This is a genomic window from Leptolyngbya sp. CCY15150 (assembly GCF_016888135.1).
Classification (GTDB): domain Bacteria; phylum Cyanobacteriota; class Cyanobacteriia; order RECH01; family RECH01; genus RECH01.
Map to the genome: position 1 here is coordinate 22,744 of NZ_JACSWB010000146.1, position 11,965 is coordinate 34,708.

Annotated in this window: 14 protein-coding genes; 9 read left to right on the forward strand and 5 right to left on the reverse strand. The window is 53.5% G+C overall.

Going from position 1 to position 11,965, the window contains the following annotated elements; genetic code table 11:
• Positions 1-295 precede the first annotated feature (295 nt).
• Positions 296-892, forward strand: coding sequence for a peroxiredoxin (locus tag JUJ53_RS05455; protein ID WP_204150975.1), 597 nt, complete (start codon positions 296-298; stop codon positions 890-892).
• Positions 893-1,036: 144 nt separating this feature from the next.
• Positions 1,037-1,615, forward strand: a complete 579-nt coding sequence (locus tag JUJ53_RS05460; RefSeq protein WP_275415729.1) for a redoxin domain-containing protein — start codon at positions 1,037-1,039, stop codon at positions 1,613-1,615.
• On the opposite strand, the gene JUJ53_RS05465 is transcribed toward JUJ53_RS05460, so the two are convergent.
• Together JUJ53_RS05465 and JUJ53_RS05470 are read right to left on the reverse strand one after the other, a co-directional pair.
• Entirely contained in the window at positions 1,593-2,135 is a 543-nt protein-coding gene (locus JUJ53_RS05465) for an NUDIX domain-containing protein (RefSeq protein WP_204150977.1), read from the reverse strand. The two genes, JUJ53_RS05460 and JUJ53_RS05465, sit on opposite strands and share 23 nt — an antisense overlap.
• A 459-nt stretch (positions 2,136-2,594) precedes the next feature.
• On the reverse strand, positions 2,595-2,789 hold the full coding sequence (locus tag JUJ53_RS05470) for a hypothetical protein (RefSeq protein WP_204151008.1): 195 nt from the start codon (positions 2,787-2,789) through the stop codon (positions 2,595-2,597).
• 1,296 nt (positions 2,790-4,085) lie between these two features.
• On the opposite strand from JUJ53_RS05470, the gene thrC reads away from it, so the two are divergent.
• The 6 genes from thrC (at position 4,086) to JUJ53_RS05500 (ending at position 8,225) form a co-directional block, all read left to right on the forward strand.
• On the forward strand, positions 4,086-5,387 hold the full coding sequence (gene thrC / locus JUJ53_RS05475) for a threonine synthase (protein ID WP_204150978.1): 1,302 nt from the start codon (positions 4,086-4,088) through the stop codon (positions 5,385-5,387).
• Positions 5,388-5,461: 74 nt separating this feature from the next.
• Positions 5,462-5,737 carry a MoaD/ThiS family protein gene (locus JUJ53_RS05480; RefSeq protein ID WP_204150979.1) on the forward strand — a complete coding sequence of 92 codons (276 nt, stop codon included), beginning with the start codon at positions 5,462-5,464 and terminating at the stop codon, positions 5,735-5,737.
• A gap of 254 nt (positions 5,738-5,991) precedes the next feature.
• Positions 5,992-6,756 (forward strand): sucrose-phosphate phosphatase, encoded by a 765-nt coding sequence (locus JUJ53_RS05485; protein WP_204150980.1) that lies wholly within the window; start codon positions 5,992-5,994, stop codon positions 6,754-6,756.
• Positions 6,749-7,378 (forward strand): Holliday junction branch migration protein RuvA, encoded by a 630-nt coding sequence (ruvA, locus tag JUJ53_RS05490; RefSeq protein ID WP_204150981.1) that lies wholly within the window; start codon positions 6,749-6,751, stop codon positions 7,376-7,378. Before JUJ53_RS05485 ends, ruvA begins: the two co-directional genes overlap by 8 nt.
• Positions 7,379-7,476: 98 nt before the next feature.
• Positions 7,477-7,746, forward strand: a complete 270-nt coding sequence (rpsO, locus tag JUJ53_RS05495) for a 30S ribosomal protein S15 (protein WP_204150982.1) — start codon at positions 7,477-7,479, stop codon at positions 7,744-7,746.
• 5 nt (positions 7,747-7,751) lie between these two features.
• Positions 7,752-8,225, forward strand: coding sequence for a PAM68 family protein (locus JUJ53_RS05500; protein ID WP_204150983.1), 474 nt, complete (start codon positions 7,752-7,754; stop codon positions 8,223-8,225).
• A 127-nt stretch (positions 8,226-8,352) separates the two neighbouring features.
• Here JUJ53_RS05500 and nei read toward each other — a convergent pair whose 3' ends face one another.
• From nei to fabI, 3 genes are read right to left on the reverse strand one after another with little or no spacing between them, the layout of a single operon-like run.
• Positions 8,353-9,177 (reverse strand): endonuclease VIII, encoded by an 825-nt coding sequence (gene nei, locus JUJ53_RS05505; RefSeq protein WP_204150984.1) that lies wholly within the window; start codon positions 9,175-9,177, stop codon positions 8,353-8,355.
• An 11-nt stretch (positions 9,178-9,188) separates the two neighbouring features.
• The gene (hisB, locus tag JUJ53_RS05510; protein WP_204150985.1) at positions 9,189-9,830 is read right to left on the reverse strand and encodes an imidazoleglycerol-phosphate dehydratase HisB; all 642 of its coding nucleotides are present in this window, start codon (positions 9,828-9,830) and stop codon (positions 9,189-9,191) included.
• A gap of 44 nt (positions 9,831-9,874) precedes the next feature.
• Positions 9,875-10,651 carry an enoyl-ACP reductase FabI gene (fabI, locus tag JUJ53_RS05515; RefSeq protein WP_204150986.1) on the reverse strand — a complete coding sequence of 259 codons (777 nt, stop codon included), beginning with the start codon at positions 10,649-10,651 and terminating at the stop codon, positions 9,875-9,877.
• A 548-nt stretch (positions 10,652-11,199) separates the two neighbouring features.
• Here fabI and ntcA point away from each other — a divergent pair.
• Positions 11,200-11,871, forward strand: a complete 672-nt coding sequence (ntcA, locus tag JUJ53_RS05520; RefSeq protein WP_204150987.1) for a global nitrogen regulator NtcA — start codon at positions 11,200-11,202, stop codon at positions 11,869-11,871.
• Positions 11,872-11,965: the final 94 nt, after the last annotated feature.

The following is an 11,965-nucleotide window of genomic DNA, read 5'->3' on the forward strand; positions in this document are numbered from 1 at the left end:
ACGCTAGCAAACGCTTGAGTCTTTGGCCTAATCCGTTTCACGTCAGGGTTTCCTGCTATGACATCCCTGAAGCTATAGCTGAAGGATCCCTTGGATCGAGCGCGTCCAGACTTTACTCAAAATCGTTATGACTATGATATATTTGTAACGGTTCGTAACGTTTGCGTCGTGGTCTACCGGGGCGATCGCCAAGGTTCTGGGGAGCCGTCTCAGTGTTGGGATTGCTAGGATGAAAGCACTGGCAGTCCTGTTTAGCAAGCGATGATGCACGTTCAGATTCAAGGAGATTAACGATATGACGGAAGGATGCCTTCGAGTTGGTCAGCCGGCACCGGACTTCACCGCAACAGCCGTAATCGATCAAGAGTTTAAGACCATTAAGCTTTCTGATTACAAGGGGAAATACGTTGTTTTGTTTTTCTATCCCCTAGACTTTACCTTTGTCTGTCCGACTGAAATCACTGCATTCAGCGATCGCTACGATGAGTTCAAGACACTCAACACGGAAATTCTTGGCGTCTCGGTGGATAGCGAATTTGCTCACCTCGCCTGGATTCAGAGCGATCGCAAAGCCGGGGGCGTAGGCGACCTCAACTATCCGCTGGTTTCTGATATCAAAAAGGAAATTAGCCTAGCCTACAACGTCCTCGAACCGGATGCTGGTGTGGCCCTGCGAGGTCTGTTCCTCATCGATAAAGACGGTGTGATTCAGCATTCCACCATCAACAACCTGTCCTTTGGTCGCAGCGTAGACGAAACCCTACGGACGCTGCAAGCCATTCAATATGTGCAAAGCCATCCCGATGAAGTCTGCCCTGCAGGCTGGCAGCCGGGCGAAAAAACCATGACGCCGGATCCGGTGAAATCGAAGGAATTCTTCGCCGCTGTTTAGTCTAGTCCTCAGGGTTGGACGCTGTTTGACAGTGTAGACATGCCTTCTTCCTCTGCCTTTCCCAGTTGCTGCTTCTGCCCTAGGGTATGCAAGGTGCGCTAGGGTGAGGGAGAGGATATTTTTTGGGTAGGCATCCCTATGGCGCTGCTGACGTCTACAGACTTTCGTGGGTTAGTCAACCGTCGATTTTTCAACAACCTGCTGCCGTTTCCCGCATCCAACCGCATCCAGGTTGGCAGTTTGGTGCCGCCGTTTGAATTGCCTGAAGCGGGCAGCGATCGCACCCTGCGTTTGTCCGACTATACCCACCAGGCCCCTGCCGATGCTGCCCACCGCCTGACGCTGCTCTACTTCACGCGCATTTTTACCGAAAAGCAATACTGTCCTCTCTGCTTTCCCCATATCGTGGCGGTGAACCAGATGGCCGAAGCCTGGGCCCGCCAAGGGGTGGCCCTGTTGATGATCACCAGCACCGATCCACAGCAAAGCCAACAGGTACAGCAAGACTTGGGGCTAACCATACCCTTGTTGAGTGATCCAGCCTGCCGTGTTTTTCGGGCCTACCATGTGGGGCAAGCGCTAGGCGCTCCCCTGCCCGCCCAGTTTTTGATCGATCGCCAAGGGCGGCTGCTCTTTCGCCATTTGTTTTCCTTCCTAGAACCCAATGCCAGTATCGAGCGTCTCCAGCAGGCGATCGCCCTTAGACTGGACAAACCTGATTGAGATAGGCCCCCACGGCTTGGCGAATGGAGGAAAACGCTATCTTGTCCATCACCAATTCATCACGATGGATCCAAACCACCTGGGCCACGTCATCAGCGGCTTCTAGGTAGGGGCGATCGCTCAAGGCCAGGGTGTAAATCAAATCGGTGGTTTGATACACAATCCCCCGATAGGGATAGATATTGGGAAAAGATGCAAAATATTGAGGCTGAACGCCGGTGAGTCCTAGTTCCTCCTGGAGTTCCCGCGCTAGGGCCTGCTCCGCTGTTTCCTGAGGATCGACAAAGCCACCGGGGAGATCCAGCATGCCTTGGCCCGGTGCGGCCCCGCGCACCGCCATCAGCAGGTGGCGATCGCACTCGACAATTACGGCAACCGCTGCCGATGGATTTAAAAAGAGGACAAATTCACAGCTAGAGCAGTGATAGGACTTGGGCGAATTAGATGCAAAGGTCGGCTGTCCGCAGGCGGGACAATATCGTATCAAGAGAGACGGTGTTGAAGATTCTGTAGCTTCCATCCATGGCTTGCCCAACCTATATCACGAGCATCTTATCTCAAACCCCCAATCATCGCCGTAGTCCTTGTGGCGGGTTGTACCTTGGGGAGATCTACCCTAGATAGATCCACTCCCCCAGGGTTTAGATTGGGGAGATCTACCCTAGATAGACTAACTCCCTCGTCCCAGATCTGGGACGAGGGAGCCGGGAAGAGGGCTGCTTCCTGTGAACGGGCAAGTCTCTCATGGAATTTGGGGTACATGCGCGTTGTGTCGCACATAGGCGTAGGGCTAGGGCAATCGTTCGGGGGGCGATCGCCATGCCAGGGATGACTCGTTCCTTTAGGGTGCGCGCTTCAGATACCTAGGAATGGTGATCAAAAATGCTGTAGTTAATGGCTGGATAGTTGTTTCAACAGGATGAACTTAAGGGACTGCAGGACTCATGATACGGTCGTCGAATAGCAGGCTAGAAAGGTTTTAGCAGGCTTCAACGAGGTCGGTCGGCAGTGGCAGTGAGGTGGAAACAGACATGATCTCAACGGAGTGGTGATAGCCCATGACAACGGAGGTGAGGTTGGGCATTTCTTGGCGGCAGTGTGGGCAAAACCAGTAGACACCACCTCGGCGGGCATGGCGGAGAAGCGGTTCAGAGCAGCAGGGACAAGTATTCATAAACGTATTTAACCTTTCTGAGTGCGTGTAAATGATCGTGACAGCCACTAAAGCTTGTGTTTAAGGCGGGCATGGTCTAAATCGGGTTTGATGTTCGTAAAGTATCTAGCTTTAATCCTGTCAGAACTTAGGGTGCTCCACAATTCGGTAAGCTACCTAATTTCTGGGTAGTTCTCCCTTCTCTTTTCATCAAGGTATGTAAAGATGTGAGATTAATTTTCGATTAAGGCTTTATGGGAGTAGAAGAACTCTAAAAAAACGAAGAAACGAAATTATCATTTTTCTAGATGATTCTCTATCTTTTGCGATCTCTACTACCTACAGTGTAGACAAAATATGAGAGACTTACACCCTCAGTTTGAAGAGGCGAAAACTGGGATCAGGCTATTCCTGGCTAGATTTGAGCGGATCAGGCAAGGTTTATAGAATTAAAAATTTACGATCGCATATTTTCGATATGTAACAAAGTAGATCGGTTATGAGCATTACAACGGGTATCAATTTTCAGCAATGTATAAAAGACACGCTCATAAAAGTCCTAGAAAATGAAATATTCGCTACCGTTTATGGGTGTAAAAAAAGATGAAGGCGATCGCATAATGTACTCCTGAATACCTTAAAGAAGTCACGCCATAAAATGGCAGGTGCTCAGGATTTGCTAACGATTAATGAAGCAAGACTTGATGAGAATTTGATCCGTTGCTTTGATGTCTTTAAAAAAGTTGATGGGACAGCTAGTACCGCAAGGCAGAAGAACGAAAAGGAATCCAGGACACATGAGATTTTCCGCCTCAGCAAATAGGCGAGTTACTTACGCCTTAGAGCATTAGGTTGAGCCATGTCAAACCCAGTACCAGCTTAGGTTCCGTTGGTTTACGCTGACGCTAATCCAATCTACGAGAGGATCCAGATTGCAGGAGTTTTGTCCGTCAATCAGGACTGATGCATCTTGCCCTGGGAGAGCCTCCCATCGTCGGTCGGCGCACGTTGGTTTGGGATACGTTGTGAAAATCTCTGCTCTCTTTTTTGCCCTTAGACCAGCGATAACTCTCCTGCAATGGCTGAAACCACTGATAATACTCACGTTTTTGAATCCCGACTTAAATAGTCGGCTTTGTTTGACGGTGGTTTTGCCCCGTGATACTATCGGGTCTAGTTTGGTGAAAGTAGCTTGCTGAATCGCCCATCTCATCTGAGGTAGAGCGATCGCTCCTAGAGGTAATCCACCTCGGCGAGCCCCGGATGTGAGCGCTGAACCATCCAATGCTTAGACCCTAGTACCCAACGAGACGTTTCATGACTCAGGCACCACCCCGTTCTACCCGCTCCACGGCCATCAAGGCGCTTCGCTGTAAAGAATGCGGCACAGAATATGACCTCAAGGCGCTGCACGTTTGCGAAGATGTTTGTTTTGGCCCTCTAGAAGTCACCTACGACTACGAATTTCTCCGCCGCACCGTTACGCGGGAGACGATTCAAGCCGGCCCCAACTCCATCTGGCGCTACCGCGACTTCTTGCCGGTCACCTCAGACAATCCCATTGATGTGGGCACGGGGATGACGCCGCTGCTACAGGCTAATCGCTTGGCGCGTCGCTTGGGTCTCAAGCGTCTCTATATTAAGAACGATGCGGTCAACATGCCGACCCTGAGCTTCAAGGATCGGGTGGTTTCCGTGGCGCTGACCCGGGCCCGGGAGCTAGGATTCTCCACCGTATCCTGTGCTAGCACCGGCAACTTGGCCAACTCCACGGCGGCGATCGCTGCCCATGCAGGCTTAGACTGCTGTGTGTTTATTCCCTCGGATCTAGAAGCCGGCAAAGTGCTGGGCACCCTAATCTACAACCCCACGGTCATGGCGGTGAAGGGCAACTACGACCAAGTGAATCGCCTCTGTTCGGAAGTGGCCAACACCCAAGGTTGGGGCTTTGTGAACATCAACCTACGTCCTTACTATTCCGAGGGTTCCAAGACCTTGGGCTATGAAGTCGCAGAACAACTCGGCTGGCAGTTGCCGGATCACATCGTTGCGCCGCTGGCATCGGGCTCCTTGTTCACCAAGATCTACAAGGGTTTCCAAGAGTTCATTAATGTGGGCCTAGTAGACGACAAAGCGGTGCGGTTTAGCGGTGCTCAAGCCGTGGGCTGCTCTCCCATTGCCCAAGCCTTTGAAGAAGGGCGGGACTTCATTAATCCTGTAAAACCCAGCACCATCGCTAAGTCCATCGCCATTGGTAATCCTGCGGACGGTGTCTATGCTCTGGAAGTGGCGCGGAAGACCAACGGCAACATTGAGTCGGTCACCGATGAAGAAATCATCGACGGTATCCGCCTGCTGGCAGAAACCGAAGGTGTATTCACGGAAACCGCTGGCGGCACCACCATTGCTGTGTTGAAGAAGCTGGTGGAAGCTGGCAAGATTGACCCTGAAGAAACCACCGTTGTCTACATCACCGGCAATGGTCTCAAGACCCAGGAAGCTGTCCAGGGCTGCGTGGGCGAACCCTTCACCATCGAACCGAAGCTAGAAAGCTTTGAGCGTGCCCTAGAGCGATCGCGCACCCTGGATCGCTTGGAGTGGCAGCAGGTTTTGGTCTAGACCAGTCGTAGACTAGGTTAGTCCGACGTTTCATATCCAGGCAATTCACAGGAACGATTCACATTCACGAAACTATGGCTGTTAAGGTACTGATTCCAACTCCGCTCCAAAAATTTACCCGCGATCAAGCCACCATTGAATGCAATGGCGGCACGATTACCGAATTGCTTGATGCTCTGGAGCAAGCCTATCCTGGCATTCGGGCGCGGCTCTGTGATGACCAAGGCCAATTGCGGCGCTTCATCAATTTCTACGTCAATAGCGAAGATATTCGCTTCCTAGATGGGGCCGGTACGGTTCTGCAGGATGGCGATGAAGTCAGCATTGTGCCAGCGGTGGCGGGCGGCTGATCGAGCCTCCCCAAACGTTCTCGTGTACTAGGAGCGTCGCTGTCAACAGACAGGGACGCTTTTTTTATGCTCCGAGTCCATGCGTTGCCCTGGTGTGATCGGCGGTTTACACTGCAAGGGGCAAGGTTTTGCAGTGATTTTGCGGTGGTTTTGCGGTGAGCGTGATCGGAGGGAGAGACGGTCACCGCTTGACCTCAGCAACTCGCTTGCGTAACGTAGCTCTTGAGACATGGTTGTTGTGTTGAGGAAATCTGGTGTCTCCCTTTTTGTTCATCACAGATCTAGATGGAACTCTGGTCGGTGATTCTGTGGCCTTGGCTCATTTGAACCATTGCCTGGCTCAGCATCGCGATCGCTACGGTACTATCCTGGTCTATTCCACGGGGCGATCGCCCACCCTGTATGACCAACTCACCCGTGAGGTGGCGTTGCTGGAGCCGGATGTGCGGGTGTTGGCGGTGGGCACTGAGATTTATATCGGCAAGAGTTCCACCCCGGATCCGGTTTGGGTTGAGCATCTTAACCAAGGTTGGGATCGACATCAGGTGGCAGCGATCGCCGCCCGTTATCCTGAATTAACACCCCAGCCCGCGTCGGAACAATTGCCCCACAAGCTGAGCTACTATGTTGAGCCTGGAATGGGCGATCGCCTGCTGCCGGTTCTCCAAGCTGCTTTTCAGCAGGCTGGGCTGGCGGTGCAGGTGGTCTACAGCAGTGGCGTGGATCTAGATCTGCTGCCGCGCCACGGCAATAAAGGGGCGGCGGTGCAGTTTTTGCAGCGGATGTTCCAGATGCCACCGGAGCGCACGGTGGTCTGTGGTGATTCGGGGAATGACCGGGCCATGTATGACCATGCCAAGGCGAAGGGCATTATTGTTGGCAATGCGAAGCCAGAGTTAATCACCTGGCATCATCACCATCCATCCAGCGATCGCTTTCTCGCCGATCGCCCCTGTGCCGGTGGTATTCTGCAAGGACTCCACCATTTTGGCTTTTTAGATCCCAATCTGAATGATTAGCTACCTCACAGGCACCGTTGCTGCCCTGCAAGCCCTGCCCAATAACCGCTGGCTGCTGATTTTGGAGGTGAACCACATTGGCTATGAGCTGCAAATTCTGCCGCGTAGCCTCAGCACCTTCACCATCGGCGTATCGACGCAGGTGTTCACCCATCTGCACTGGCGCGATGATCAACAGAGCTTTTTTGGCTTTCTCTCGCCGGCAGAGCGCGATTTATTTCGCCAACTGATTGCCGTGAGCGGCATTGGCCCCCAGCTTGCCCTGGCGCTGCTGGATACCCTAGGCATTCAAGATCTGGTGCAGGCGATCGTGTCTAGCAATATTCGAATGCTGTCCCGCACCCCCGGCGTGGGGGCAAAAACAGCGGAGCGGATTTCCTTGGAATTGCGCAGTAAATTAGCCGAGTGGCGACATCAATCGGGGCTGATGACCAGTGCTCCCGATGCAGCGCCTGTGCCTGCCGTGCAGGAAGATGTGGAAATTACCCTGATGGCCCTGGGCTACAGTACCCAAGAAATTATGGAAGCTCTGCGAACCGTGGGGCAATATTCCACGCTGTCGAAAAGTACCGATGTGGAACTGTGGATTCGGGAAGCGATCGCCTGGCTGAGTCGAGACTAGCTAGGTCTGAGTCATGCCGCTGCGGTACCCTTCCGACAGCATGACCCGCTATGATATGATGAGTAGCTTCGACTGCGTTGATAGAGAACAGACGACCCATGGCTTTGTTGCAAGAGCAAAAACAAAAGATTATCACCGACTTCCAAGTCCACGAAACCGATACCGGATCGGCTGATGTACAGGTGGCCATGCTCACCGAGCGCATTAACCAGCTCAGTGCCCACCTTAAAGTCAACAAGAAGGATCACTCCTCCCGGCGTGGCTTGCTGAAAATTATTGGTCAGCGGAAACGGCTCCTCGCCTACATTCTCAAGCACGATCAAGAACGCTACCGCGCCCTGATTACGCGTCTTGGCATTCGCGGTTAAGCGCCATGGGGTCTAAGTCAAACGACAAATCGACCGACGCCGATCGCCTTCCGTTTGAGCCGTCTAGCAACCGCAAAAAGACGGAGAAAAAGCCTGCCCCGGCTGCGACTAGCCGCCCTGCCTCGTCTTCATCGGCTGCGAAGCGATCGCCCAGCGCCAACTCGGCCATCCCTGAGGTGGTCAGCCGCCGCATGATTCGACGCATGGCGCTGTTCTGCGGCGTGCCGACGGTGCTGGGGATTTCCACGTTTATTGTCAGCTATGTTGTCGTGACCCAGGAACTCTTTAAGCTACCTCCAACAGCGGTGCTGCTGGTCAGTTTAGGTTTTTTCGGTCTAGGCGTTGTGGGACTGAGCTATGGGGTGCTGTCGGCATCCTGGGATGAAGACTCGGCAGGCAGTCGCTTGGGCTGGGGTGAGTTTCGCCTCAACTTTGGGCGCATGACCGAGGCCTGGCGCAGTTCCAAAAAGTCTTCCTAACGATTCGGCAATGAGCCTGCATGAGATCCCTGAGAATGCTTGCATCTCTTGTCCCGGTGTCTTTGTCATCATTTTCATGAATCTGTTCTCAGCACCGGATGGGTTGGGGACAGGTTTTGCTATGAACTTATAGGCTAGGCTGGCAGGTGGGGCAAGCGTAATATCGACGTCCTCCAGCTATGTCTTTCGCAATCGTGGTGCCGCAGGTGTAGCAGGGCTTGCCGCTGCGGGAAAAGACGTAGTGACGATAGTCGCGGCGGGGATGGCCTTGCTGCTTGAGATGCTGGGCGCGCTCTAGGTCGTTGGTGATGCCGCCCGTTTCGTAGGAGCGGCGGGAGAGGGCGATCGCTGCCTCTGCTAGCCGATACAGGGCATCCTCGGGGCAGTCCATGGGGCGATGGCTGGGATGCAGTCCCGCTACAAATAGCACTTCGCTTCTCAGGTAGTTGCCTAGACCGCAAAGAAAATGCTGGTCGAGCAGGAGAGAGCCCAAGCGCCGTCGCCGAAATTTGGCATCAAGGAGGCGATCGCTCACCTGTTCGATGGTGGTGTTGGCATCCAGCACATCGGGCCCTAGCTTACTGAGGAAGGGATGGTGATCGATCTCATGGTCGGTGAGCACCTCAATGTCTGAGGCGCTGTAGAGCAGGGCGGATGTTTTTGCGGTATGAATGGCTAGGCGAAGCTGGCGCTTCGTGTCGGGAAAGGCATAGGCGCGTCGAATCATCCACACCCCATACAACTGGTTGTGGCTATAAATTGAGAGCCGATGATCGAACCGGAGAAGAATCGCCTTGCCCTTGGTCTGCACGGCGGTAATCTGCTGGCGGGCCAGGGATTCGGCGTAGGGCTTGAGGCGATCGAAGGCAAAAAATAGGTCTTGAATCGGTTGGTTGACCACAGCAGCAGCGATCGCATCCGCTGCCCGGCGAATTTCTGGCCCTTCTGGCATACGCGCTGACCCTACAGAACACCCTTAGAGCTGGGAATTAAATGTGCCCGGCGGGGATCGATCTCCAGGGCCATGCGCATGGCGCGGGCGAAGGCTTTGAAGGTGGCTTCGATGATGTGATGGGAGTTGATGCCATCCAGTTGGCGAATATGTAGCGTCATTTGGCTGTGGTTGACCACGGCCACGAAGAACTCTCGCACGAGCTGGGTGTCGTAGCTGCCGACGCGCTGGGTGGGAATCTCTAGACCATAGCTGAGGTGGGGGCGTCCAGAAAAATCAAGGCTCACCTGCACTAGGGCCTCATCGAGGGGGGCGATGAAATGACCAAACCGGACAATGCCCTTGCGATCGCCTAAGGCCTGGTGCAGCGCCTGCCCGAAGGTAATGCCCACATCTTCATTGGTGTGGTGATCGTCAATTTCAATGTCGCCCTGGGCTTGGATATCCAGATCCAGCAGTCCATGGGAGGAGATCTGATGCAGCATATGGTCAAGGAAGGGAATGCCCGTATCCACGTTGGCTATCCCTTGCCCATCGACATTGACGCTGACGTGAACCTGGGTTTCCTGCGTTGCCCGACTTACCGACGCGGTGCGCAAGGGAAACTCTAGCCCCCCAGATTCTTCCAACTGTTGGCGATCGCGTGTTTGCATATCCCTACCCCTGTGTAACGACTAAACCGAGCTGCTGCCCCTACCTACATGCCCATAATTTCGTAGCCCGCATCCACGTAGAGCACTTGCCCTGTCATGCCGCTGGATAGGTCACTACAGAGAAATGCAGCCGTGTTGCCTACTTCGGTTTGGGTGACGGTGCGTCGTAGTGGCGCGACTTCTTCCACGTGGTGGATCATGTCGAGGATGCCGCCGATCGCTGACGAAGCCAGGGTGCGAATGGGGCCGGCTGAAATAGCATTCACCCGAATATTTTGAGGGCCCAGCTCTGCTGCCAGGTAGCGTACGCTCATCTCTAGGGCCGCCTTGGCTACCCCCATTACATTATAGTTGGGTATCACCTTGACGCCCCCGAGGTAGGTGAGGGTGACGATGCTACCCCCCTCGCTCATCAGCGCCGCTGCCCCTTGGCTAAGCTTGACCAAGGAGTAGGTGCTAATATCCAGCGCCGTGGTGAACCCTGGGCGGGAGGTTTGGCTAAAGTTGCCGGTGAGGTCATCGCGTCGGGCAAACGCCAGGCAGTGGATCAAAATGTCGATCTTGCCCCATTGCTCTTGCACCGTTTGAAACAGCGTCTCGATTTGTTCGTCATCTTGGACGTTACAGGGCAGGAATAAGCTGGGTTGTAGGGGTTCAACTAACTCAGCCACCTTGGTTTCCATCCGACCCTTATCGTCTGGGAGGTAGGTGATGCCGAGGTTTGCACCCGCTTGATGCAGTTGCTGAGCGATGCCCCAGGCAATGGAACGATTGTTGGCAATGCCGGTTACGAGGGCATTTTTTCCGGTCAGGTTCAGCATGACAGTTGATTCACAGCGTTAAAGATTCCAGGTGGCGATCGCAGGTATGGGAGAGGCAGCCAAGGATTTCGCAATGCTGCTCCCAAGTCACCGGATAACGTTAGTTTGCTTGGCCCAAACTGAGGAACGGGCTGGATGCGATCGCCATTAGGAGAATACTGAAAAATGGGGACACAAAGATAGAGGACAACCTCAAGAATTGCTTGGTGAAGGGTTAACAACCTTGGGGTAGAGACAACAGGATACCGGTGTGGTGTGAAGATATCTACAAGCGCTATGGGTGGTGTATAAGCTAATACCTAGGGGGTGCTAAGCCTCGCCATTCCTAGCGATCGCCCGTGCTCATTTGCTAAACTCAACATCTTCTTTATCAAAGACTCAAAAAATATGTAGCATGGAGCACAAAAAAGCACCCATAAGTTAAGTTTTAGTGATGTAACGTCAGAGTTTAGTTGCAAAATCTGGTTTAGCCGATTCGCACATGTGCTGAGGCGACTTGCTCGAACAGTGAACAAGAACTCTTTAAGGGATTGGGTAGGGCGAGGGCTATGGTAGTAACGCAAGACAAGCCGTTGGCAAATGTATTCCGCCAGATCAGCGGAGGTGCATTTCCACCGATGGTCGAGACCTTTGAACGTGGTAAAACAATCTTTTTTCCAGGAGATCCGGCGGAGCGCGTCTACTTCTTGCTCAGTGGAGCGGTGAAGCTCTCCCGAGTCTATGAAGCGGGCGAAGAAATCACCGTGGCCTTGCTTCGGGAAAACAGTGTATTTGGGGTACTGTCGCTGATTACGGGACATCGTTCCGATCGCTTCTACCATGCTGTGGCCTTCACGCCGGTGGAATTGCTGTCGCTGCCGATTGACCAGGTTGAAAAAGCCTTTCACGAAAATCCTGAACTCTCGATGATTATGCTGCGGGGGTTATCGTCTCGGATTTTGCAAACCGAGATGATGATCGAGACCCTAGCTCATCGGGATATGGGATCGCGGTTGGTGAGCTTTTTGCTGATTCTCTGCCGTGACTTTGGCGTTCCTAGTCAAGAAGGCATCACCATTGACCTAAAGCTATCTCACCAAGCGATCGCTGAGGCCATTGGCTCAACCAGGGTGACTGTGACCCGCCTGCTGGGGGATCTGCGCCAAGAAGGCATGATCTCCATTCACAAAAAGCGGATTACGGTGCATAATCCCGTGGCCCTCAGTCAGCAGTTTACTTAAGCCTAGGATTAGTCCTGGCATGGGTTTGCGCAAATCTCCGGTGCCGAACCCCAGGGCTGCCTCAGGCAGACACCGGGAATTTGCGCCTTCCGAG